Below are 23,852 nucleotides of genomic sequence, written 5' to 3'. Positions count from 1 at the left end.
CACGCCCCTCCCCGCGCACGCCCGCCCCACCCCGCCCACGCACACCCCACCCCATCCACGTGCGCCTCTCCCGGCCCGCGCGCCTCTCGCGCCGGTGCAGGGGAGGCGAGTGACCGGCGCAGGAGCACGCGCGCCTCGACGTTTCACCCCGCGCGTCCGTCCCGTACCACCAGGGCTCGGAAAGCGCCCCCTTCACGCGGTGCACGACCGCCACCAGGACTGTTTGGGTTGTCGTGCAACGCACACAGCCCGGTCGCACGCACCGTCACGAGGTCGCTGTCATGGTGTCCACCGCCCCGGAGGCCGTCCCCGGTCTCCCCCGCCACCGCGGACCCGTCCCAGGCGGACGGTCCCACTCCCTCGCGACGACGCCGGAAGCCCCCATACCCCACGGGACGCCCTGACGGTCCTCGGCCCTCGGCCCCGGGGCGCGCGATCCGCCGCCCCGCTTCCTGCCCGACCACTGTCCCGCTCTCCTGCGGACACGTGAACGTGCGGACACGCGGACACCCGTCACCGCCGGTACGCCGGCTGCCCTCCTCGTACGTCCCCACCGGCTCTCGCGCCCGCTCCCACGCCCGCACCCGAGCCCGCCCACCGGTGACGACTCCGTCCGCCGGCCCGTCCGCCGGCCCGTCCGTGGTGCCCGGCCCCTGCCCGTTGCACCTTCGTCCGCTCACCCTTGGGAGGGACAGTGACCGTCCCGGACAGCACGCCGGAACACACCCCCGACAGCCCCACGGCCCCCGCCCCCGCGGGACCCGACGGCGACGCGCCGCTCACCAGTCTCGGCACCCGGGCCGCGCGCCGGCTCGCCACGACCACCAAGTCCGCGCCACAGATGCAGGCCATCACCTCGCGCTGGCTGCTGAAGATACTGCCGTGGGTGGACGTCAAGGGCGGCACCTACCGGGTGAACCGCCGCCTCCAGCTCCGCGTCGGCCGGGGCCGGGTGCAGTTCGAGCAGAACGGCGGCGACCGCGTCCACGTCGTCCCCCGGACCCTCACCGAACTGCCGGCGCTGCGCGGCTACTCCGACACGGAGGTGCTGCGGGAGATCGCCTCACGGTTCCGGGTCCGCAACGTCCGCGCAGGACAGGTCCTCTTCGAGGCCGGGCAGCCCGTCACCGAGGCGTACCTGATCGTCCACGGGCGGTTCACCCGCTACACCACCGGCAAGTACGGCGAGGAGGAGGTCCTCGGAGTCGTCACGGACGGCGAGGGCCTGGGGGACGAGGCCGTGGGCCGGGCCGACCCGCTGTGGCTCGGTTCGGTACGGGCCGAGACCGCGGGAGTGGTCATGGCCCTTCCCTGGGACGTCCTCGAGGACCTCGTGGAGCGCGCCCCGTCCCTCGCCGCCCATCTGGAGGCGTTCGCGGAGCGGCACGGCAGGCCCATGAACCGCAAGGGCGAGGCCGAGGTGCCCGTCAGCGCCGGGCACGTGGGCGAGCCCGTCATCCCCGGCGGCTTCGTCGACTACGAACTGGCCCCGCGCGAGTACGAACTGTCCCTGACGCAGACGGTGCTGCGCGTGCACACCCGGGTCGCCGACCTCTTCAACGACCCGATGAACCAGACCGAACAGCAACTCCGCCTGACCGTCGAGGAGATCCGTGAGCGCCAGGAGTGGGAGCTGGTCAACAACCGTGAGTTCGGACTGCTGCACAACATCGACCACGCCCAGCGCATCAGCACCTCCTCCGGTCCGCCCACCCCGGACGACCTCGACGAGCTGCTGACGATGCGCCGCAAGACCCGGCTGTTCCTGGCGCACCCGAAGACGATCGCGGCCTTCTTCCGGCAGTGCAACCGGCGGGGGCTGGTGCCCGGCACGGTGAACGTCGACGGGCACGAGGTGCCCGCGTGGCGCGGCGTCCCGGTGTTCCCCTGCGGCAAGATCCCGATCAGCGCGCAGCACACGAGCAGCATCATCGCGCTGCGTACGGGCGAGAAGGACCAGGGGGTCGTCGGCCTCCACCAGACCGGCATCCCCGAGGAGTTCGAACCCGCACTCAACGTGCGGTTCATGGGCATCGACCGGGCGGCCATCATGAGCTACCTCGTGACCGCCTACTACTCCCTGGCGATCCTCGTGCCCGATGCCGCGGGCGTCCTGGAGAACGTCCAGGTCGGGTGGTTGCCGGAATGAGCGCCATGTCACCGGCAGCCGGTCCGTCCGGCACGCCGCAGGTCCCGGGTGGAGCGACGGTGACGCCGGAGGAGTCCGGCGCCCCCCGTGCCTGGCGGCTGCCCGGGCCGCCGGGTCCGCTGCGCATCACGCCGGCCCGGCGCACCGGGGCGGTGCCCGGGCTGCTGTACCGGCCCGCCGTCCCCGCCGACCCGGAGAAGGCCGCCGAGATCGACCGCAGGCTGGAGGCCTGGGCCCGTGAGCTGGACGTGTTCCCCGAGACGTGGACGGGGGACTTCGCGGGGTTCCAGTTCGGCCGGGCCGTCGTGCTCCAGCATCCGGGCGCGCTCGACCTGGACCGCCTCACGGTGGCGGGAGAGCTGCTGCTGGCCGAGAACGTCGTCGACAGCTGCTACTGCGAGGCGGAGGAGGGCCGGGGCGGATCACCGCGCGGCCTGGGCGGCCGGCTGGTCATGGCGCAGGCGGCGATCGATCCGTACCACGGCACCCCTGAGCTGGAGGAGGAGTGGCGCGGCGGTGTACGGGCCGACGGCCCACTGCGCTCCTACCACGAGGCGCTGAAGGACTACGCCGCCTTCGCGACCCCCAGCCAGAGGGGCCGGTTCGTGCACGACATCGCCCGGCTGCACCTGGGCTACCTCGCCGAGGCGGCCTGGGCCGAGACGAGCCACGTGCCGCGGGTGTGGGAGTACCTGGTGATGCGGCAGTTCAACAACTTCCGCCCCTGTCTGTCGATCGTCGACGCCGTGGACGGTTACGAGCTGCCCGAACCCCTCTACGCCCGGCCGGAGATCCAGCGGATCACCGCCCTCGCCTGCAACGCCACCACGATCGTCAACGACCTGTACTCCTTCACCAAGGAACTGGCCGACCCCACCCACCTGAACCTGCCCCGGGTCATCGCCGCCAACGAGCGGTGCGGACTGAAGGCCGCCTATCTGGAGGCCGTCGAGATCCACAACCGGGTCATGACGGCGTTCGAGGAGGAGTCCGCGGCCCTGTCCGCCGGCTCACCGCTGGTGGGGCGCTACGCCGGGAGCCTCGCCGCCTGGGTCTCCGGCAACCACGAGTGGCACGCCACCAACACCCACCGGTACCACCTGCCCGACTACTGGTGAGACCCGCCCGTCCGGCTTCCCGGGTCCCGCCCCCTGTCCCCCACACCCGATCACGAGGAGCTCTGATGACCACGATCGACGCCCGCACCACCACCGCACCGGTGCCGTCCCAGTCCACGTACCAGAACCGCGTCGCGGCCTACTGGAACGCCGAGGAGAACCCGGTCAACCTCGAACTCGGAAGGATCGACGACCTCTACCACCACCACTACGGCGTCGGGGACGCCGACCGGTCGGTGCTCGACGAGACCGATCCCGCCCGGCGCCGGGAGCGCGTCACCGCCGAGCTGCACCGCCTGGAGCAGGCCCAGGCCGAGCTGCTCGCCAGCCACCTCGGCCCCCTCTCCCCCGCCGACCGGGTCTTCGACGCCGGCTGCGGGCGCGGGGGCGGCAGCGTCGTCGCCCATCTGCGGTACGGGTGCGGCGCCGACGGGGTCACGATCTCCCGGAAGCAGGCCGAGTTCGCCAACGAGCAGGCCAGGTCGCGGGGCATCGCCGACAAGGTGCGGTACCACCGGCGCGACATGCTCGACACCGGCTTCGCCACCGGCGCGTACGCGGCGTCCTGGAACAACGAGTCCACGATGTACGTGGAGCTGGACCTGCTGTTCGCGGAGCACGCCCGGCTGCTGCGCCGCGGCGGACGCTACGTCACCATCACCGGCTGCTACGACGACACGTACGGGCGGGCCTCCCGCGAGGTGTCCCTCATCAACGCCCACTACATCTGCGACATCCACCCGCGCTCGGAGTACTTCCGCGCCATGGCCCGCAACCGGCTCGTGCCCGTCCACGTCCAGGACCTCACCCCGGCCACCGTCCCGTACTGGGAGCTGCGCAAGGAGGCCGACCACCTGGTCACGGGCATCGAGGACACGTTCCTCGGCGCGTACGCGAACGGCAGCTTCCAGTACCTGCTGATCGTGGCCGACCGGGTCTGACACGGCAGGCACGGGGCCCGGTCCGCGACGCGGACCGGGCCCCGCCCGCTCAGCCCAGGAAACTCAGCCGCACCTTCCGGTCAGGGTTGTCCTTGTTGGTGTCCACGAGGCACACCGACTGCCAGGTCCCCAGCTCCAGCCGGCCGTCGACGACCGGGAGGGTGGCGTGGGGCGGGACGATCGCCGGGAGGACGTGGTCGCGGCCGTGACCGGGGCTGCCGTGGCGGTGCTGCCAGCGGTCGTCCGCGGGGAGCAGCGAGTGGAGGGCGGTGAGCAGGTCGTCGTCGCTGCCGGCGCCCGTCTCGATGATCGCCACGCCGGCGGTCGCGTGGGGGACGAAGACGTTGAGGAGGCCGTCGCGGCCGGCGGCCACCTCCCGCAGGAACGCCTCGCAGTCGCGGGTGAGATCGACGACCGTCTCGCTGGATCCGGAGGAGACGTCCAGGACTCGGGTGGTGAAGGCATCGGACATGACTCCATCCTCGCCCACCCGGCCCTCGACGCGTCGGGCGGCCTGCCGGGAAGATCCGCGCCCTCGGCGCGGTTGGTGGAAACGTGGACAACTTCGGGGTACGTGACGTCGACGTCGTGGTGGTGGGTGCCGGTCAGGCGGGCCTGTCCGCCGCCTATCACCTGCGGCGCACCGGTGCCGAGCCGGAACGTGGCTTCGTGGTGCTCGACCACGCGCCCCGGCCGGGCGGCGCCTGGCAGTTCCGGTGGCCCTCACTGACGTGGGGCAAGGTGCACGGGATGCACGCGCTGCCGGGCATGGAGCTGACGGACGCGGACCCGGCGCGCCCGTCGGCCGAGGTCGTCGGGGAGTACTTCGACCGGTACGAGCGGGCCTTCGGCCTGCGGGTGCGCCGGCCGGTCGACGTGCGGGCGGTGCGCGAGGGGGAAGCGGGGCGGCTGCTCGTGGAGACTTCCGCCGGGTCCTGGTCGGCGCGGGCCCTGATCAACGCGACCGGCACCTGGGACCGCCCGTTCTGGCCGCGCTACCCGGGCCAGGAGACCTTCCGCGGGCGGCAGCTGCACACGGCGCGGTACGCGGGCCCCGAGGAGTTCGCGGGGCAGCGGGTGGTCGTCGTGGGCGGCGGCGCGTCCGGTACCCAGCACCTGCTGGAGATCGCCCCGTACGCCGCCGCGACCACCTGGGTGACCCGGCGTCCGCCCGTCTTCCGGGAAGGTCACTTCGGCGAGGAGGCGGGGCGCGCGGCCGTGGCGCTCGTGGAGGAACGGGTACGGCGCGGGCTGCCGCCGAGGAGCGTCGTGTCGGTGACCGGTCTGCCGCTGAACGACGCGATCCGCCGGGGGCTGGCGGACGGTGTGCTGGACCGGCAGCCCATGTTCGACCGGATCACGCCCGACGGAGTGGACTGGGACGACGAGGCACGGCACGTGGATGCCGACGTCATCCTGTGGGCGACCGGCTTCCGGCCGGCCGTCGACCACCTGGCGCCGCTGCGGCTGCGGGAACCGGGTGGCGGCATCCGGGTCGAGGGCACCCGCGCGGTCGCCGACGCCCGGATCCATCTGGTCGGGTACGGCCCGTCGGCCAGCACGATCGGCGCGAACCGGGCCGGGCGCGCGGCGGTACGGGACATCCGGCGCCTGCTGGCCGGGGAGCCGGTCGCGGCGTGAGGTCACGCTCCCGATCGGCGGGTGCGTCGGAGAACACCCGCGTGCCGTGCCGCCGTCTCACCGTGCCGGCTCGGCGCTGCCGCGCTCCTGGTTCCTCTCGCGCTCCCGCCCGCGGTTGAACTCGGCCACGTTCCGCTGGTGTTCCGTGTAGTCGGCCGTGAAGCGGGTGTCGCCAGGTTTCACCGTGACGAAGTACAGCCAGTCGCCGGGCGGCGGCCGGAGCGCGGCCCGCATCGCGTCCTCCCCCGGGTTCGCGATCGGCGTGGGTGGCAGCCCCATGCGCTGGTACGAGTTGTAGGGGCTCTGGATGCGGGTGTCGCTCTCGCGGGTGTCCAGCGTGAAGCGGTTCAGCGCGTAGTTAAGGGTGGAGTCCATCTGCAGCGGCATGCCGCGTTCCAGACGGTTGAGGACGACCCGGGCCACCCTGCCCATGTCCGTCTCGGTCGCGGCCTCGGCCTGGACGATGCTGGCGGTGGTGACCGCCTGGTAGACGTCGAGGGCGTTGCGCTGGGCGCCGGCCGTGGTGCGGCCGCCGCCGAACCTCTCGTTCGCGGTGTCGACCATGGAGGACAGCAGGGACTCGGGGGTCGTCCCGCTGTCGAGGGGGTAGGTCGCCGGGAAGAGGTAGCCCTCGGGATTGCCCTCGGCCTCGGCCGGGAGTTTCAGGCGCGCCTTGCCCAGTGACTTCTTGGTGGTGCCCGCGGGCAGGGCGAGGGCCTTGTCGACGGCCTCGTAGATCTGGGCCGACCGCAGGCCCTCCGGGACGACCAGTGAGGCCGGACGCCCGCCCCGGGCACCGTCCCCGTACCCGATGACCATCAGGGGCACCGCCACGGCGGTGGCCGCCGCGACGGCTCCGGCCGCGATGAGAGCGGCCCGGCCCCGGCGCGTGAGTCGCATCGTGCTCCGTGGCGGAGTGTTCGTCTGCATGCGGGCACGGTAACCCGCGAAGACCGACAAACTCCGCATATCGTCATCTTGTCGGCTCCAGTCGGGCGTCCCTGCGTACGAGCGAGGCGTAGCGCCCGTCCAGCGCCAGCAGTTCTTCGTGCGTCCCCCGTTCGAGCGCGCGGCCGGAGTCCAGGACCACGATCTGGTCGGCGCCGCGGACGGTGGACAGCCGGTGGGCGATGGTGATCGTGGTGCGGTCGGCCGAGAGCGCGTCGATGGCCCTCTGCACGGCGTGCTCGGTGCGGGTGTCCAGGGCGCTGGTGGCCTCGTCGAGGATGAGCACGGGCGGGTCGCGCAGGATGGTCCGGGCGATGGCGAGCCGCTGCTTCTCCCCGCCGGAGAAGCGGTGGCCGCGTTCCCCGACGACCGTCCCGTACCCGTCGGGCAGGGACATGATGTGCTCGTGGATCTGGGCCGCCCCCGCCGCCGCGTGCAGCTCCTCCTCGGTGGCGTCCGGCTTGGCGAAGCGCAGGTTGTCGGCGACCGAGGCGTGGAAGAGGTACGTCTCCTGGGAGACGATGCCGACCGCGCGCGCGAGGGTGTCGAAGTCGAGGTCGCGGACGTCCACGCCGTCCAGTGTGACGCGGCCGCCCGTCACGTCGTACAGGCGCGGCACCAGGTAGCCGAGGGTGGACTTGCCGGCGCCGGTGGGTCCGACGACGGCGAGACTGCCGCCCGCGGGGACGGTGAGGTCGAGGTCGTCGAGGAGGGGGCCGCCCTTGTCGTCGTACCGGAAGGAGACTCCCTCGAAGCGGATCTCCCCCTTGACCTGGTCGAGCCGGACCGGGCGCGCGGGCTCGGTGATGTCGACGGGCAGGTCGAGGTACTCGAAGATGCGCTGGAACAGGGCGAGCGACGCCTGTATCTGGACGCCGGTCGACAGCAGGCTGACGGTGGGCCGGAACAGGCCCTGCTGGAGCGAGACGAACGCGACGAGCGTGCCGATCGAGACGGCCGGGCCGCCGAACCGGAAGGCCATTCCCGCGGTCCAGTAGATGACGGCGGGCATGGCGGCCATGACGACCGTGATGACGGCCATGCGCCAGCGGCCCGCCATGTTGGAGCGCACCTCCAGGTCGACCAGCCCTTCGGACTCGTCGGCGAAGGACTTCGTGAGCGAGTCGGCGCGGCCCATGGTGCGGCCGAGCAGGATGCCGCTCACGGACAGCGACTCGGTGACGGTGGCGGCCATGGCGGCCATCTGCTTCTGGCGCTCGGTGGTGATCTTCTTGCGTTCGTTGCCGACGCGGCGGCTCATCCACACGAACAGCGGCAGCAGGAGGAGCGTGACCACGGTCAGCCGCCAGTCCAGGGCGATCATCGCGATGATCGTGGCGACGACGCTGGTCAGGTTGGAGACCAGGGAGGTGGCGGTGGAGGTGACGGTCGCCTGCATGCCCCCGATGTCGTTGGCGATGCGCGACTGGACCTCTCCGGTGCGGGTCCGGGTGAAGAAGGCCAGCGACATGCGCTGCAGCCGGGCGTAGACGGCGGTGCGCAGGTCGTGCATGACGCGCTGGCCGACCGTCGTGGAGATCAGCGTCTGCAGCACACCGAAGACGCTGGTGAGGACGGCGCCGACGATCATGCCGAGCGCGAGCAGGCTCAGCAGGCCGGTGCGCCCCTCGGGGATCGCGGTGTCGAGGATCTCCTTGAGCAGGAACGGCGTGGCGACCGAGACGAGTGACGCGGCGCCGACGAGCAGGCCGACGAGGGCAAGACGGCCCCGGTAGGGACGGAACAGCCGCAGGATGCGGCGCACCTGCCGCGGCCGGTCGGATTCGTCGGGCGGCGGTGTCCAGGCGGGAGGTTGGTCGGGATGCATGGGCTCCTACGGATGTCGGCGGCTCATGTCCCCGGGGGAGGGGACACGAGGGATCAGGTTCGACGGAGCATAGCTCATTGTTACCTATACTCACAATGAGCGGCGTCCTGATATTGTTCCCGCATGACCTCCCCCGACGCCGACGGCCTGCTCGCGGAGCAGTTGCTCCGGCTGACCCGGCGCGTGCACCGCATTCAGAAACGCCACCTGGAGCGGTCCGGACTGAGCATCACGCCGGCCCAGTCCCGGCTGCTGCGTACGCTCGCGCACTACGATTCACCGCCGCGCATGGCCGACCTCGCCGAGCGGCTGGAGGTGGTGCCCCGGGCCGTGACGTCCCTGGTCGACGGGCTGGAGGCGAGCGGACGGGTGCGCCGGGTGCCCGATCCCGCCAACCGGCGCGTCATCCGCATCGAGGTCACCGACGAGGGGCGCGCGGCCCTGCGGGAGCTGCGCCGGGCACGCCGGACGGCGGCCGAGGAGATCCTCGCCCCGCTCCGGGACGATCAGCGCGCCGTACTGGGCGGCCTGCTGGACACCCTGATCGACGGGATACCGGCGGAGATGACGGCCACGGACCCGGACCTGAGCGCGGCCCGGCGCGTCCCGCACCAGCACGGCTGAGCCGCGTCACCCGGCACTCCCCGCTTCGCGACGGGGCGTCAGGCCTTCGAACTCTCATGCCCTCAAGCCCTCAGCTCCGCCCTGTCCCCCATCACGACGACCGGACGCAGTTCGGGATCGAGCGTGCGCAGCAGGTACTCCATGCCTGACCTGGACAGGCTCACGCAGCCGGACGTGCCGCTGCCGTGGTCCAGGTGCAGCCAGATGCCCCCGCCCTTGGAGCTCCCTTCGGGACGGGTCGGATCGTTCGGCGAGGTGCCCCTGACGCGGTTGTAGTCGATCGCGATGACGTAGTCGAAGTCGTGCCAGTGCGACTTCGCCCAGTACCGCGGCGCCTGGAAGGACGCGTCACGGGTGTACGGGAGTTCCGCACCGGGGTCGGCGAGGACCCCGCCCGCGTCGCTGAGGGTGAAGACGCCGACGGGGCTGCGCCGGTCGCCCTCGCGATGGCGCGTGGTCCAGCCCCTCTTGCCGTTGTGCCCCTGCCAGCTGCGGATCCGGTCCCAGGTGGAACCGTGCCGGGTGTAGAGCACGACGGTGGCGTCCGCGTCGTCCTCCCCTTCCCCGTAGACCGCCACGACCTGGCGGGAGTTGTCGGGGATGCGGCGCTGCAGGCGGTCGCCGACGTCCGGGATGCGCTCGAGTCCGGTGCTGCCGGCCTCCCGGCCCGTCGAGTCACCGGAGCCGCCACGGCCCTGCGTTCCGCTTCCGCCGCCCGAACCGCCGCATCCGGCCAGGGACATCACCAGGACACCGCAGACCGCCGCGGCGATCCGTGCCCGCGCCGCGCCCCTGACACCGCCTGTTCGCATGCGGTCCATCCTCGCACCGCGCACCGTCACCGCGACCCGTCACCGGCCGTCTGCGCGCGTGGGCGGCCGAACCGGGCCGAATCTTTGCCTCGCCACGGAAAAGCGTTTGCCTCCGCCCACGCGGTGACGCAACCTTTCACGGCTTGCTGCCGGGCCTCCACGGCCGGCGCGGACCGACCACCGACCCGGCCCCCTCCCCTCCAGCCCCCTGATCACGAGTCACTGGGACGTCATGCAGATCCGAGACCTTCCGTACCCCGACCCGGGTGTGCCCGACGCACGCTCGGGGCCCCGCTTCCTGTGGTGGCTCTTCCGCAATCAGCTCGGCGGGCAGCTCAAGGCCCTCGCCTGGGGACTCCTGCACTTCACGGCCGTGTGCGGGCTGCCGTTCTGCGTGGGCCTCGCCGTGCAGGCCGTCGTCGACCGCTCCGGCACCCGACTCGCCCTCGCGGGCGGGCTGATGGCGCTGTGCGGCGTGGGGATCGCGCTGGGAGACACCTTCCTGCACCGTACGGCGGTCACCAACTGGATCACCGCCGCGGCGCGCGTCCAACAGCTACTGGCCCGCAGGACCGCCCAGTTGGGTGCGGCACTGACCCGGCGGGTCGCTGCCGGCGAGGTCATCGCGGTCTCCACCGCCGACGTGGAGAAGATCGGCTGGTTCGTGGAGGCCGTGTCACGGTTCACCGCGGCCCTGCTCACCGTCGTACTGGTCTGCGTCGGTCTGCTCGTGTACCAGCCGGCCCTCGGTGTCGTCGTCGCCGTGGGCGTCCCGGTCCTCGCGCTCGCCGTCCTGCCGCTCCTGCCCTCGGCGACGCGGCGCGCCGACGTCCAGCGCGAGAAGGCGGGGCGCGCCACGGAGCTCGCCTCCGACACCGTCGCGGGACTGCGCGTCCTGCGGGGCATCGGCGGCGAGGAGCTGTTCCTGGAGCGATACCGCAGCGCCTCGCAGGAGGTGCGTCACGCGGCCGTGCGCAGCGCCCGGATGTGGGCGCTCATCGCGGCGGTCCAGGTGCTGCTGCCGGGACTGCTGATCGTCACGGTCGTCCGGTACGGCGTACAGCTCGCCCAGGAGGGCCGCATCGCGGTCGGTGAGCTGGTCACCGTGTACAGCTCCGTGATGCTGCTGACGTACCCGCTGCGGCACTTCGAGGAGATCGCCATGGCGTGGTCCTTCTCGCGGCCGTCGGCCCGGCGGGCGGCGCGGGTGCTGTCGCTGGAGCGGGCCACGGACACCGCGGGGACCCGCGAGGCCGTCGTGCCGTCCGGCGATCTGTACGACCCGGCGACCGGACTGCTCGCACCCGCCGGCCTCCTCACCGCCGTGGTGTGCGGCGACCCGGACGCGGCGGGGCGGCTGGCGGAACGGCTGGGCGGACATCCCGCCGAGCAGGGTGTTTCGGTGCTCCTCGGCGGCGTACCGCTCGACGCACTGCCGCTCGGCTGCGCGCGCACGGCCGTCCTGGTCCAGGACAAGGATCCGGTGCTCCTGTCGGGTTCCCTGCGCGAACTGCTCGACGTGCCCGCATCGGGCGCCGTCGGCGCCGGTGACGCCCTGGCCGCCGCCCAGTGCGGGGACGTCCTGGACTCGCTCGTCCAGGGATCACCGGCCGCCGGTGACCCGCTGGACGCGCGGATCACCGAACGCGGGCGGTCCCTGTCCGGCGGCCAGCGGCAGCGCCTCGCGCTCGCCCGGTCGCTGCTCACGGATCCGGAGGTGCTGGTGCTGGACGAGCCGACGTCCGCCGTCGACTCGCACACCGAGGCCCGGATCGCCGAGGGGATCAGCTCCTTCCGGGCGGGCCGCACCACGGTCGTGCTCACCACCTCGCCCCTGGTGCTGGACCGCGCGGACCGTGTCCTCCTGGTCCACGAGGACACGGTCACCGCCGTGGGTACCCACCGTGACCTGCTGCGCACCGAGCCCCGGTACCGGGCGGTCGTCACCCGTGAGACCGACGAGGCGCCCCCTCCGCCCGCGGCACCGGACGACCGGAGCGCCGTACGCGGAGCACGGGGCGACGAGACGTCCGTACACGGGGTGCACGGTGTGCTCGCGAAACTCACGAAGACCGAGGAGACCGCATGATCGGCCTGGCGCCACCGGCCCACGACCCGGCCGCCCCGACCACGGCCGGCACCCTGCCCGTCGGCTCGTCCGGCACCGTACGAGCCTACGTGGCCGAGCTGGCACGCCGGCACAGGCGGGCCTTCGCCCTGCTCGTCGCCGTCAACACCGTCGCCGTCATCGCCTCGATGGCCGGTCCCTATCTGCTCGGCGGGCTCGTCGAGCGCGTCTCCGAGGGCGCCCGCGACCTGCGCCTGGAACGCACGGCCGGGCTGTTCGTCGCCGCCCTGCTGGTACAGGCCGTGTTCGTGCGGCAGGTGCGGCTGCGCGGGGCCGTACTCGGTGAGCGGATGCTCGCCGACCTGCGCGAGGACTTCCTCGTACGGTCCGTGGGGCTGCCGCCGGGCGTGCTGGAGCGCGCCGGGACGGGTGACCTGCTGTCCCGGATCACCACGGACGTCGACCGGCTGGCGAGTGCGATGCGCGAGGCCGTGCCGCAGCTCGCGATCGGCGTGGTGTGGGCGGGGCTGCTGCTCGGCGGCCTGGCCGTGACCGCGCCACCGCTCGCCCCGGCCGTGCTGCTGGCACTGCCGCTGCTGGTGCTGGGCTGCCGCTGGTACTTCCGGCGTGCGCCCGCCGCCTACCGGTCGGAGGCCGCCGGGTACGCCGCCGTCGCCGCCGCCCTCGCCGAGACCGTGGACGCCGGGCGCACCGTCGAGGCGCACCGGCTCGGCGAGCGCCGGATCGAGCTGTCGGACCGGCGGATCAAGGAGTGGACGGCATGGGAGCGGTACACCCTGTCGCTGCGCTCGGTGCTGTTCCCGGTCATCAACCTCACCCACGTCACGGTCCTCGGCTCGGTGCTGATGATCGGCGGGGTGTTCGTGCTGCGGGGGTGGATCGGCGTGGGCCAGCTGACCACGGCCGCCCTGATCGCGCAGATGCTCGTCGACCCGGTGGGCCTCATCCTGCGCTGGTACGACGAGCTGCAGGTGGCGCAGGTGTCGCTGGCCCGGCTGGTGGGTGTGCGGGACATCGAGGCGCACACGGGCGATCCCGCCGTGGTCCCCGACGGGCAGGACGTGCGCGCCGACGAGGTGCGCTTCGGCTACCGGGCCGGTGTCGACGTGCTGCGCGAGGTCTCCCTGGGCGTCGCGCCCGGCACCCGGCTCGCCCTGGTCGGTCCGTCCGGCGCGGGCAAGTCCACGCTGGGCAGGCTGCTCGCCGGCATCTACGCGCCCCGGAGCGGCCGGGTCACCCTCGGCGGCGCCGAACTGTCCCGGATGCCCGCCGAGGACGTCCGCTCCCATGTGGCCCTCGTCAACCAGGAGCACCACGTCTTCGTGGGCTCCCTGCGGGACAACCTCCTGCTGGCCCGCACGGACGCCGCCGATACGGAACTGTGGGCGGCGCTCGGCGCGGTCGACGCGGACGGCTGGGCCCGGGCGCTGGACGGCGGCCTGGACACCGAGGTCGGCTCGGGCGGGTCCACGCCCACCCCGGCCCAGGCCCAGCAGATCGCGCTGGCCCGGCTCGTGCTGGCCGATCCGCACACGCTGGTCCTGGACGAGGCGACCTCGCTGCTCGATCCCCGTGCGGCCCGCCAGCTGGAGCGTTCCCTGGCCCGCGTCCTCGACGGCCGGACGGTCGTCGCCATCGCCCACCGGCTGCACACCGCGCACGACGCCGATCTCATCGCGGTCGTCGAGGACGGCCGCATCAGCGAGCTGGGCAGCCATGACCAGCTGGTCGCCGCCGGTGGCGCGTACGCGGCGCTGTGGCGGTCCTGGCACGGCTGACCGGGTCGTAGCGGCGGTCCGGCGGCCGCCCGGCGTTCCCTGCGGCGTGGTGTCTCGGGCGCCGCCGTTGCAGGGGCGCGGAAGCCGGTGGAACGCTGGGGGCGGCACCGGTCCCACCTCACCGACGACGGGAGGAAGCCGTGGACAGCGCCGGAGGATGGGGGGACGACGTCTACCAGCCCGACGCGTCCGAGATCCAGGACGACGCGGGGCTGCTGGACCCCGAGGACACCCTGGAGGACGACGGGGTGGACGATCCGCTGGAACGGGGTTACTCCCCGCCGGAGCGGCCGTGGGCCGTGGAGCACACCGGTGTGACGGCCGCGGAGCGGCGGCGGGGCGAGACCCTGGACCAGCGCCTCGCGGAAGAGGTCCCGGACGTCGCGCCGGCCGAAGGGGACGGCCTGGGTGACTTTGTCGACTCGGACGGGGAACTCCTGGACGACGAGGTCGGTGCCGGTCGCGCCGGCCGCCTCGTCGCCCCCGACGAAGGAGCGCACGAGGACGAGGAGAAGGACCTGGTCGCGACCGACGTGGGCATCGACGGCGCTGCCTCCTCGGCCGAGGAGGCGGCGATGCACATCGTCGACGAGGACACCCCGCCCCCGTCCGGCTGACGCCGCCCCCCGTAGCGAAGGAGCACCCATGCAGCAGGAGAAGCAGCCCGACTACCACCCGGTCGTCTTCCGCGACCGGAGCGCCGGATACGCCTTCCTCACCCGGTCGACCGCCACCAGCGACCGGACCATCGAGTGGGACGACGGCGAGACGTACCCGGTCGTGGACGTCGAGATCTCCTCGGAGAGCCACCCCTTCTACACGGGGAAGGCCCGCACCGTGGACACGGAAGGACGGATCGCGCAGTTCGAGCGGCGGTACGGCGGCGGGGACGGCGGAGGTACGAGCTGAGGCCGCGGCGGGACCGCGGACCGAGGTGATGGGAGGGCGCCGGTGGGGGCGCCCTCCCCCGTTCAGATGACGTTGAGCGCGACCGCCCCGCCGACTCCGCCGAGCACCATGAACACCGGCATCAGCACCTTCACCTCGACCCAGCTGCCCGCGCGGAACCGCATGCCCTTCGGCGGCCCGAGGGGGTACCAGCGCTTGCGGCCGACGGGTATCGGCCACAGGACCGGGCAGCCGGAGACCGTCAGCGCGTCGCCCAGGCAGTGCACCAGCGCGCCGAGGACGACCGGCAGGCCCAGCCAGAGGTACTCCTGGCCGGGGGCCGTGAACAGCCAGTCGGCGCCGTTGTTCGGCTGGTCCAGGATGTCCGCGAGGATCCAGGCGCTGGTGGCGGCCAGCAGCCACACCAGGACGTCGCTGCTGGAGCCGCGGGCCGCCCGCCACAGCAGCCCTTCGATGGCGAGCACCATGTGCACGAAGAGGATGAGGAGCACGCCCCAGCGGTCCACCGCGATCGCCGTGACGGAGCAGATCGCACCGATGAGCGCCGCCCACAGCCAGGTGTGCGTCAGGGTGCGGTGCCCGCCGGAGCGTCTGGGGTCGCCCGGCTTCTTCGTCGCCTTGTAGACGGCGTACGAGAGCTTGTCGACGATCTCGCACAGCCAGCGCGACACGGGTCCGAAGGACCGCGAGATGGTGGCCGCCTTGTGGTCGAGGTCCGGGGCCAGCGCGGCGCCCGCGCAGATCAGCGCGCCGACCAGGAGGACCGGCCAGGGCATGGGGCGGTCGGCCGCGGCGGCGGCCGCTCCGACCCCGAGCCAGGCCGCGGCCCCCGACAGTGAGTGTGCTGGTCCCATCATGGCCGCTTCCCGCCCCTTTTCTCCTGTGCCGCTGCCCTGTTGCCCGTGCGCGGTGACTCCGTGTCGGCGCCACAGCGTAACGTTCATGATCTTCAGCTCGGCAGCCGATTCCCGCATCGAGTGGGACGGCAGGCAAGATGGGGGCGTGACCCTCATCGATCAGCTGCCGCAGACCGCCGACCCGGACGCCCTTTACGAAGCCTTCGAGGCCTGGGCCGTGGAGCGTGGTCTCACCCTCTATCCCCATCAGGAGGAGGCGCTGATCGAGGTGGTCTCCGGGGCCAACGTGATCGTCTCGACGCCTACCGGCTCCGGCAAGAGCATGATCGCCGCCGGTGCGCACTTCGCGGCCCTCGCCCGGGACGAGGTCACCTTCTACACCGCGCCGATCAAGGCGCTGGTCTCGGAGAAGTTCTTCGAGCTGTGCAAGCTGTTCGGCACCGAGAACGTCGGCATGCTCACCGGCGACGCCTCCGTGAACGCCGACGCGCCCGTCATCTGCTGTACCGCCGAGGTGCTGGCGTCGATCGCGCTGCGTGACGGCAAGCACGCGGACGTCGGCCAGGTCGTGATGGACGAGTTCCACTTCTACGCGGAGGCTGACCGCGGCTGGGCGTGGCAGATCCCGATCCTGGAACTGCCGCAGGCGCAGTTCGTCCTGATGTCGGCGACGCTCGGCGACGTCTCGATGTTCGAGGGGGACCTCACCCGGCGCACCGGCCGCCCCACCGCGGTGGTCCGCTCGGCGACCCGGCCCGTGCCCCTCTCCTACGAGTACCGCGTCACCCCGCTCACGGAGACGCTCACCGAACTGCTGGAGACCAAGCAGGCCCCCGTCTACATCGTGCACTTCACCCAGGCCCAGGCGGTGGAGCGGGCGCAGGCGCTGATGAGCATCAACATGTGCACGCGCGAGGAGAAGGACAAGATCGCCGAACTGATCGGCAACTTCCGCTTCACCACCAAGTTCGGCCGCAACCTCTCGCGTTACGTACGGCACGGGATCGGTGTCCACCACGCCGGCATGCTGCCCAAGTACCGGCGGCTGGTGGAGAAGCTCGCGCAGGCCGGCCTGCTGAAGGTCATCTGCGGCACGGACACTCTCGGCGTCGGCGTGAACGTGCCGATCCGCACCGTGCTGTTCACGGCCCTGACGAAGTACGACGGCAACCGGGTGCGGACGCTGCGCGCCCGTGAGTTCCACCAGATCGCCGGGCGTGCCGGACGCGCCGGCTTCGACACGGCGGGCTTCGTGGTGGCGCAGGCCCCGGAGCACGTCGTCGAGAACGAGAAGGCGCTGGCCAAGGCGGGCGACGACCCGAAGAAGCGCCGCAAGGTGGTCCGCAAGAAGGCGCCGGAGGGCTTCGTCGGGTGGACGGAGAACACCTTCGAGAAGCTGATCGCCTCCGATCCCGAGCCGCTCACCTCCCGCTTCCGGGTGACGCACACGATGCTGCTGTCGGTGATCGCCCGTCCCGGCAACGCCTTCGAGGCGATGCGGCGACTGCTGGAGGACAACCACGAGCCGCGCAAGCAGCAGCTGCGGCACATCCGCCGGGCGATCGCCATCTACCGCTCGCTCCTCGACGGCGGCATCGTGGAGAAGCTCGACGAGCCGGACGCCGAGGGCCGGATCGTGCGCCTCACGGTCGACCTCCAGCACGACTTCGCGCTGAACCAGCCCCTGTCGACCTTCGCCCTGGCCGCGTTCGAGCTGCTGGACCCCGAGTCGCCCTCGTACGCCCTGGACATGGTGTCCGCGGTCGAGTCCACGCTGGACGATCCGCGGCAGATCCTCGCCGCCCAGCAGAACAAGGCCCGCGGCGAGGCCGTGGCCGCGATGAAGGCGGACGGTGTCGAGTACGAGGAGCGGATGGAGCGGCTGCAGGACATCGGCTACCCCAAGCCGCTGGAGGAGCTCCTCTTCCACGCGTACAACACCTACCGCAAGAGCCACCCCTGGGTCGGCGACCATCCGCTGTCGCCGAAGTCCGTCGTCCGGGACATGTACGAACGGGCGCTGTCCTTCACCGAGTTCGTCTCCTTCTACGAGCTCGCCCGCACCGAGGGCATCGTGCTGCGCTACCTCGCCGGCGCCTACAAGACCCTGGAGCACACCGTCCCCGACGACCTGAAGTCGGAGGACCTGGAGGACCTGATCGCCTGGCTCGGCGAGATGGTGCGCCAGGTCGACTCCAGCCTGCTGGACGAGTGGGAGCAGCTCGCCAACCCGGAGGAGATGACCGCCGAGGAGGCCCAGGAGAAGGCCGACCAGGTCAAGCCGGTCACCGCCAACGCGCGCGCCTTCCGGGTCCTCGTCCGCAACGCCCTGTTCCGCCGCGTCGAGCTCGCGGCGCTCGACCAGGTGGAGGAGCTCGGGGAGCTGGACGCCGAGTCCGGCTGGGACGCCGAGCGGTGGGGCGAGGCGATGGACCGGTACTGGGACGAGTACGAGGAACTGGGCACCGGTCCGGACGCCCGCGGCCCGCGGCTGCTGATGATCGAGGAAGAACCGCAGAACGGTCTGTGGCGCGTCCGCCAGACCTTCGCCGACCCGAGCGGTGATCATGACTGGGGCATCAGCGCGGAGGTCGACCTCACGGCCTCCGACGCCGAGGGACGCGCCGTCGTCAAGGTCACCGACGTCGGCCAGCTGTGAGCACGGGAGAGACGGACACATGACGACCAACCCGGCCGAGAGACTCGTCGACCTGCTCGACCTGGAGCGGATCGAGGTCGACATCTTCCGCGGCCGCAGCCCGCAGGAATCCCTGCAACGGGTCTTCGGCGGCCAGGTGGCGGGCCAGGCGCTGGTCGCCGCCGGACGCACCACGGAGGGCGACCGGCCCGTGCACTCGCTGCACGCGTACTTCCTGCGCCCGGGGCGTCCTGGGGTGCCGATCGTGTACCAGGTCGAGCGGGTGCGGGACGGGCGGTCGTTCACCACCCGGCGCGTCACCGCCGTGCAGCAGGGCCGCACGATCTTCAATCTGACCGCCTCCTTCCACAAGCCTGAAGAGGGGAGCTTCGAGCACCAGCTGCCGCCGGCCCGCGAGGTGCCCGACCCCGAGTCGCTGCCGACGGTCGCCCAGGAGATCAGGGAGCACCTGGGCGCGCTCCCCGAGCAGCTGGAGCGGATGGCACGGCGCCAGCCCTTCGACATCCGGTACGTGGACCGGCTGCGCTGGACCCCCGAGGAGGTCGAGGGCGCCGAACCGCGCAGCGCGGTGTGGATGCGCGCGGTCGGGCCGCTGGGCGACGACCCGCTCGTGCACACCTGCGCCCTGACGTACGCGAGCGACATGACCCTGCTGGACGCCGTCCGCATCCCGGTGGAGCCGCTCTGGGGTCCGCGTGGGTTCGACATGGCGTCGCTGGACCACGCTATGTGGTTCCACCGGCCGTTCCGCGCGGACGAGTGGTTCCTCTACGACCAGGAGTCCCCGATCGCGGTGGGCGGGCGCGGGCTGGCCCGCGGACGCATCTACGACCGCGAGGGCCGACTGCTGGTCTCCGTGGTGCAGGAGGGCCTCTTCCGCTCCCTCGGCGGCTGAGGCGGCCGGGACGGGCGGGGCGGTCAGGGCGAGCGGGGCGGGCGGTCAGGGGACGCGCCGCGGCTGCCGGGCACCGGCCCGTCAGGGCTTCCTGCGGCGCAACCGGCCGAGCAGGCCGCGTCGTTCGCGTGGTGCCCCGCTCGCCTCGCGTGTCTCACTCGTGTCGCGTGCCTCGCCTGCCTCGCCAGTCTCACTCGCCTCGTGTACCTCACGTGCCTCGATCGCAGGTCGTGGTGCCGGCCGGTGTTCCCGTGCCTCGGCGAGGGCCTGCCGCAGATCGGTGCGCAGCCGGGCGATCTCGTCCGGATCGTCCGCCGTCGTGATCCGGACCGTGGTCAGGGCGGCGGGCGAGTCGAGGGTGCCGTGGGCGGGCCGGGCCGGGCGCAGCCGGTTGACGTAGGCCCGCTCGTACGGATCCCGCACCAGCTCCGCGATCCGGACGGGGTCGAGGAAGGACGCCAGGGCCGCGGCCCGTGCCCAGGGGTCGCGGGCCCTGTCCAGCCAGAAGGCGAGCCGGCGCCCACGCCAGGTACGGGGCCGCAGGTCCAGGCCCGCGTCCAGGAGGTCGCGCAGGTGCTCCGGTGTGCGGCCGCTCAGCAGGAGCGCGCTCTTCTCGTCCGCGGCGAACTCGCGCAGTTCCGCCGCCCGGTACAGCCAGACCACCGCCGCGTACCGATTGAGGTAGTAGTCGACCGGAGTCACCCGGCCCAGTCGCGCCAGGCGGGTGAAGCGGGCGCTCGTGACCTCCAGGAGGGCGGCCCCTTCCGCGGTGCCCACCATCCTGACGCGCTCCTTCAACGTCTCGGGGAAGCCGTCCTCGGCGCGGAGCCGGTCGATCTCCGCCGGGACGACGCGAGGGCCGCCTCCGTCGTCGGCGAGCGTCCGGATGCTGCCCAGGTGCACGGCCAGGTCGAACTCCCGGCGTTTCAGGCCCAGTTCCCGCGCGGCACGGCTCTGTGAGAGCGGGACGCCGCGCGCGGTGCGGGCCGGTCGCTCCAGGACGACGGCCGGGGCGGCGGTGGACCCGATGGTTGTTGCAGTCCCGGTCGTGGTCTCGATTGTGGTGTCGGTCGTTGTGCCGGTCTCGGCCGCGGTCGGCTGCGTGACGATGTTGCCGGTCATGATGGTTCTCCCCCGTGCGACGACGTGCCGGCGCCGCTCGGCGCCCGCTGCGGAAAAAACCGTATCGATCCCGCCCGACAACGCGGCCGAGCCTGTGGATAACTCCCGCACCGATGGGTTCCGACAGGGGCGCCGACGGAACGCCGACGGGGAGGAACAAGGCAGCTGGCGAACGGGAAGGGCGGAGAAGACGCAGGTCAGAGCTCTGGTGCGGACGAGTGTTCGGCAGGGCGGGCGGCTACACCGAGGTGTTCGCCGACCTGGTTCACCAACCGGGTCATCTCATAGCCGATCTCCCCGACGTCGGCCTGGGCGGCACTCAGCACGCATAAGCAGCTGCCCTCGCCCGCCGCGGTGACGAAGAGCATCGCCTCGTCGAACTCGATCATGGTCTGGCGTACCTCTCCCGCGCCGAAGTGACGACCGGAGCCCCTGGCGAGGCTGTGCAGCCCGGCGGAGACCGCGGCGAGGTGCTCGGCGTCCTCGCGCCGCAGGCCGGTACTGGCTCCGGTCACCAGCCCGTCGCCCGAAAGCACCAGAGCGTGCCGCACATGTGCGACGCGTGCTATGAAGTCGTCCAGCAGCCAGCCGAGTCCCGTGGTCCGTGCCATCGCCGGTTCCCCCTCCAGGGTCGCTCCTCCCTGACCGGAGGATCCGCCGAATCAGCCTTCCCCACCTGCACGGCACGGGCAAGCGGGATGAAGCCATGCGCGGAAGATGACCGACGGGCGAGTCCGGGTTCTCGCCCCTCGGCACCACCCGCACGGCGGGTTCCGGGCCGCGTGTGCCGGTGGCCCGGCCGGCCTCCGGCACACGCGGCCCTCCTTCCCGCATCGCTTCACTGCAGCGAAGATCGCGATCAGCTCACCGACTCCAGCAGCCGGGCGGTGTGCATCCGGCCGGCATACTCGACGAGCCGTATCAGCACGTCCTTCCCGGACTCGCGGTCGCGCGCGTCGCAGAGGAGCACCGGCGTGCCCCGGTCGAGGTCGAGGGCGCGCGACACCTCGTGCGGCGCATAGGTGCGGGCGCCGGCGAAGCGGTTGACCGCGACCACGAACGGAATGCTGCGGTGCTCGAAGTAGTCCACCGCGGGGAAGCAGTCCTGCAGTCGCCGGGTGTCGGCGAGGACGACCGCGCCCAGCGCGCCGTGCGCCAACTCGTCCCACAGGAACCAGAAACGGTCCTGGCCAGGGGTGCCGAACAGATAGAGCGAGAGGTCGGGCCTGATGGTGATGCGTCCGAAGTCCATGGCCACGGTCGTGACCGTCTTCCGTTCCACGCCCGCGGTGTCGTCCACGGACCGGCCCGCCTCGCTCAGCGCTTCCTCGGTGCGCAGCGGCCGGATCTCGCTGAGTGCGCCCACCAAGGTGGTCTTGCCCACGCCGAAACCACCGGCGATCAGGATCTTCAACGCCAGGGCGGTCGTGTCCGCATCAGTGGCGTCGGAGTGCTCGGGTGCCATCGATCACTTCTCTCGGGAGAGCAGGCGGATGTCGATGTCGGTACACACATGCGAAGACAGCATCATGGCAACAACCGGGCGTTCCCGTGGCGTTCGACCGGTTTTCGGTCGGCCTGACTGACCGACTGACTGACCGATCGCGCTCGGTGTCCTTTCGAGACCGATTTCGATCGCATACCGAAGCGATCTGTCCGAAGTTCCTTCGAGAAGGTTCGGGGTTCGGGAAGGGGTGGGGTTCGGGAAGGCTCGGGGGTCGGGAAGGTCCGGGAAGGGATCATGTGGGGATGAGTGACGACCACACGCACGTCCAGGAGTTCTTCACGGCCCGTGCGGCCGGCTGGGACGCGAAGTTCCCCGACGACGGGCCCGCGTTCGCGGCGGCGGTCGCCGAGCTCGGGCTGCGTTCGGGCGACCGGGTGCTCGACGCCGGTTGCGGCACCGGACGGGCCCTCACACCGCTGCGCGCAGCCGTGGGGCCGTCGGGAGTGGTGCTGGGAGCCGATCTGACACCGGCCATGCTGGCGGCCGCCGTACGGGCCGGACGGGACCGTGCCGGGCGTCTGCTGCTCACCGACGTGGCCGCCCTGCCGCTGCGCGCGGAGTGCCTCGACGCGGTGTTCGCCGCAGGGCTCGTCGCGCATCTGCCGGACCCCGCCGCCGATCTGCGCGAGCTGGCGCGGGTGGTCCGTCCGGGCGGCAAACTGGCGCTCCACCACCCCGTCGGAAGGGCCGCGCTCGCCGCACGCCAGGGACGGCGGATCACACCGGACGACCTGCGCGCCGAGGCCAACCTCGCCCCACTGCTCGCGCGTTCCGGCTGGCACATGACGTCGTACGTGGACCGGGACGACCGGTTCCTCGCGCTGGCCGTACGCGGCGGCTGACGCCGGCCGGCCCGGCTGTCGCCCGCCCGTGGGCGCCATCGCCCGTGCCGCCCACCGCGTGCTTCCCCTTCTGCTCCGGGGCTCCCGACTCTACGTTTGAGGAGGAAGGCACGACCGGTCGATGAAGGTCGACAGGGGGAGGGCAGCCCTATGCTCGGCAGGCTCCGCAAGTCCACCGGCAGATTCCTCAACTCCTTGCGCACGGAACCGGACGCGGGCCGGCCGCACGGATCGCGCAATCTCTTCGAGGCCGCCGCGGCGTACATCTCGGCATGCGCCGAGGACGATCAGGACCGGATGGACGAGACCACGACGTGGGTGTCGCCCGACGCGCTCTCCTTCGGGGTGAGCGAACTGGCGTGCCGGGCCGTCATCGCGCTCGCACGGGAGCGGGACGAGACCCCCCGGACGGTGGCACGCGATCTCCTCGGGCTGCCCGCCGCCTGAGCGGGAGGCCTTGACCGGAACCGGTCCGTCCCCTGTCGGGCCGGGGCGGGATCACCGCAGCTCCTCACCGGCTTCCCCCTTCGTGACAAGCGGCTTCCGCGCGCACTAGGGTGCGCCGACGGACTTGGGCGAAGGGCGTGAGCGAGGGGGAGGCCGGCATGGCCGTGGCGGACGAGGACGCCGTCGCCGGCGGGGACGACGACGCGCTGTACGTGCTGACCGCGGTGCTGCTGACGCCGGCCAGGTTCCCCAGCGTGCTGGGCGACGACTATCCGGAGGCGTGCGCGGCGCTCGGTCTGCCGCCGCTCGCCGGCGGGTACGGCCTCGTGCTGGGCCAGGACGGCGACGGCGCGCGGTGGACGGTCGTCGTCGACGACGTGCCCCTGGTGGCCGTCGCCATCGCGTCGTGGGACTGCGGGATGGAGTACGACCTGTCGCCGGACGAGCGCTCGGTCGTGGCCGCGCTGCCCGGCTGGCCCCTGGCCGTGGCCGTCGCCGCTCCCGGGGTGCCCGCTCCGCACGACCCCCTGGCGGAGACCGCCGGGCGGCCGCCGCTGCGCCCACCGGACACCGGCAGCTGGGGACCGCCCCAACGGCGGCTCGGCGCCGACGAGGTCGCCCTGCGGTGGTCGGTCTGGCGGGAGCAGGTCGACGACGCCTCGGCCGTCACCGCGGGCGGCGTCGCG

The 23,852-nt window shown here is 72.3% G+C and carries 21 protein-coding genes and 1 pseudogene; 14 read left to right on the top strand and 8 right to left on the bottom strand.

Features of this window, described 5'->3' with window-relative positions; translation table 11 throughout:
* Positions 1-694 precede the first annotated feature (694 nt).
* From UW392_RS60545 to UW392_RS60535, 3 genes are all read left to right on the top strand, one after another.
* Entirely contained in the window at positions 695-2,149 is a 1,455-nt protein-coding gene (locus UW392_RS60545; protein WP_320784051.1) for a family 2B encapsulin nanocompartment shell protein, read from the top strand.
* Positions 2,150-2,208: 59 nt separating this feature from the next.
* On the top strand, positions 2,209-3,267 hold the full coding sequence (locus tag UW392_RS60540; RefSeq protein ID WP_414497595.1) for a family 2 encapsulin nanocompartment cargo protein terpene cyclase: 1,059 nt from the start codon (positions 2,209-2,211) through the stop codon (positions 3,265-3,267).
* Positions 3,268-3,332: 65 nt separating this feature from the next.
* The gene (locus tag UW392_RS60535; protein ID WP_320784050.1) at positions 3,333-4,208 is read left to right on the top strand and encodes a geranyl diphosphate 2-C-methyltransferase; all 876 of its coding nucleotides are present in this window, start codon (positions 3,333-3,335) and stop codon (positions 4,206-4,208) included.
* Positions 4,209-4,257: 49 nt separating this feature from the next.
* Here UW392_RS60535 and UW392_RS60530 read toward each other — a convergent pair whose 3' ends face one another.
* A complete protein-coding gene (locus UW392_RS60530) occupies positions 4,258-4,680 on the bottom strand; it encodes a secondary thiamine-phosphate synthase enzyme YjbQ (RefSeq protein ID WP_320784049.1) in 423 nt (140 codons plus the stop codon).
* An 83-nt stretch (positions 4,681-4,763) separates the two neighbouring features.
* On the opposite strand from UW392_RS60530, the gene UW392_RS60525 reads away from it, so the two are divergent.
* Positions 4,764-5,849, top strand: a complete 1,086-nt coding sequence (locus UW392_RS60525; protein WP_320784048.1) for an NAD(P)-binding domain-containing protein — start codon at positions 4,764-4,766, stop codon at positions 5,847-5,849.
* A 57-nt stretch (positions 5,850-5,906) separates the two neighbouring features.
* On the opposite strand, the gene mltG is transcribed toward UW392_RS60525, so the two are convergent.
* Positions 5,907-6,779: an endolytic transglycosylase MltG gene (gene mltG, locus UW392_RS60520; protein ID WP_320784047.1), complete on the bottom strand. Its 873-nt coding sequence runs from the start codon at positions 6,777-6,779 to the stop codon at positions 5,907-5,909.
* Between the two features lie 43 nt (positions 6,780-6,822).
* Entirely contained in the window at positions 6,823-8,625 is a 1,803-nt protein-coding gene (locus UW392_RS60515) for an ABC transporter ATP-binding protein (RefSeq protein ID WP_320784046.1), read from the bottom strand.
* A gap of 123 nt (positions 8,626-8,748) precedes the next feature.
* Between UW392_RS60515 and UW392_RS60510 the strand changes: the two genes are divergently transcribed.
* On the top strand, positions 8,749-9,249 hold the full coding sequence (locus UW392_RS60510; protein ID WP_320784045.1) for a MarR family winged helix-turn-helix transcriptional regulator: 501 nt from the start codon (positions 8,749-8,751) through the stop codon (positions 9,247-9,249).
* A 62-nt stretch (positions 9,250-9,311) separates the two neighbouring features.
* On the opposite strand, the gene UW392_RS60505 is transcribed toward UW392_RS60510, so the two are convergent.
* Complete coding sequence (locus tag UW392_RS60505; protein WP_320784044.1) at positions 9,312-10,061, bottom strand: L,D-transpeptidase family protein; 750 nt, start codon at positions 10,059-10,061, stop codon at positions 9,312-9,314.
* 232 nt (positions 10,062-10,293) lie between these two features.
* Here UW392_RS60505 and UW392_RS60500 point away from each other — a divergent pair, with 232 nt between their 5' ends.
* The 4 genes from UW392_RS60500 (at position 10,294) to UW392_RS60485 (ending at position 14,837) form a co-directional block, all read left to right on the top strand.
* Positions 10,294-12,150 carry an ABC transporter ATP-binding protein gene (locus UW392_RS60500; protein WP_320784043.1) on the top strand — a complete coding sequence of 619 codons (1,857 nt, stop codon included), beginning with the start codon at positions 10,294-10,296 and terminating at the stop codon, positions 12,148-12,150.
* Complete coding sequence (locus UW392_RS60495; RefSeq protein WP_320784042.1) at positions 12,147-13,928, top strand: ABC transporter ATP-binding protein; 1,782 nt, start codon at positions 12,147-12,149, stop codon at positions 13,926-13,928. The genes UW392_RS60500 and UW392_RS60495 overlap by 4 nt, the downstream gene beginning before the upstream one ends.
* Before the next feature lie 140 nt (positions 13,929-14,068).
* Complete coding sequence (locus UW392_RS60490; protein ID WP_320784041.1) at positions 14,069-14,545, top strand: DUF5709 domain-containing protein; 477 nt, start codon at positions 14,069-14,071, stop codon at positions 14,543-14,545.
* 28 nt (positions 14,546-14,573) lie between these two features.
* Positions 14,574-14,837 (top strand): type B 50S ribosomal protein L31, encoded by a 264-nt coding sequence (locus tag UW392_RS60485; RefSeq protein WP_320784040.1) that lies wholly within the window; start codon positions 14,574-14,576, stop codon positions 14,835-14,837.
* Positions 14,838-14,899: 62 nt separating this feature from the next.
* Here the strand turns inward: UW392_RS60485 and UW392_RS60480 are convergent, their stop codons facing one another.
* Positions 14,900-15,694 (bottom strand): metal-dependent hydrolase, encoded by a 795-nt coding sequence (locus UW392_RS60480; protein ID WP_320784039.1) that lies wholly within the window; start codon positions 15,692-15,694, stop codon positions 14,900-14,902.
* Positions 15,695-15,839: 145 nt separating this feature from the next.
* Between UW392_RS60480 and UW392_RS60475 the strand changes: the two genes are divergently transcribed.
* Positions 15,840-18,353: a DEAD/DEAH box helicase gene (locus UW392_RS60475; RefSeq protein WP_320784038.1), complete on the top strand. Its 2,514-nt coding sequence runs from the start codon at positions 15,840-15,842 to the stop codon at positions 18,351-18,353.
* A gap of 19 nt (positions 18,354-18,372) precedes the next feature.
* Positions 18,373-19,248: an acyl-CoA thioesterase II gene (locus UW392_RS60470; protein WP_320784037.1), complete on the top strand. Its 876-nt coding sequence runs from the start codon at positions 18,373-18,375 to the stop codon at positions 19,246-19,248.
* Positions 19,249-19,329: 81 nt separating this feature from the next.
* Here the strand turns inward: UW392_RS60470 and UW392_RS60465 are convergent, their stop codons facing one another.
* The 3 genes from UW392_RS60465 to UW392_RS60455 form a co-directional block, all read right to left on the bottom strand.
* Positions 19,330-20,370: a DUF6397 family protein gene (locus UW392_RS60465; RefSeq protein ID WP_320784036.1), complete on the bottom strand. Its 1,041-nt coding sequence runs from the start codon at positions 20,368-20,370 to the stop codon at positions 19,330-19,332.
* Positions 20,371-20,567: 197 nt separating this feature from the next.
* A complete protein-coding gene (locus UW392_RS60460; protein WP_320784035.1) occupies positions 20,568-20,981 on the bottom strand; it encodes a roadblock/LC7 domain-containing protein in 414 nt (137 codons plus the stop codon).
* 248 nt (positions 20,982-21,229) lie between these two features.
* Positions 21,230-21,835, bottom strand: coding sequence for a GTP-binding protein (locus UW392_RS60455; protein ID WP_320784034.1), 606 nt, complete (start codon positions 21,833-21,835; stop codon positions 21,230-21,232).
* Between the two features lie 284 nt (positions 21,836-22,119).
* Between UW392_RS60455 and UW392_RS60450 the strand changes: the two genes are divergently transcribed.
* From UW392_RS60450 to UW392_RS60440, 3 genes and pseudogenes are all read left to right on the top strand, one after another.
* Positions 22,120-22,719 (top strand): class I SAM-dependent methyltransferase, encoded by a 600-nt coding sequence (locus UW392_RS60450; protein ID WP_320784033.1) that lies wholly within the window; start codon positions 22,120-22,122, stop codon positions 22,717-22,719.
* A 150-nt stretch (positions 22,720-22,869) separates the two neighbouring features.
* Complete coding sequence (locus tag UW392_RS60445) at positions 22,870-23,166, top strand: hypothetical protein (RefSeq protein ID WP_320784032.1); 297 nt, start codon at positions 22,870-22,872, stop codon at positions 23,164-23,166.
* Between the two features lie 158 nt (positions 23,167-23,324).
* Positions 23,325-23,852, top strand: a pseudogene (locus tag UW392_RS60440) (hypothetical protein); the annotation flags it as partial.

It is taken from the genome of Streptomyces sp. CRN 30 (assembly GCF_034105845.1).
This window is presented reverse-complemented; position numbering and strand designations above follow the sequence as displayed.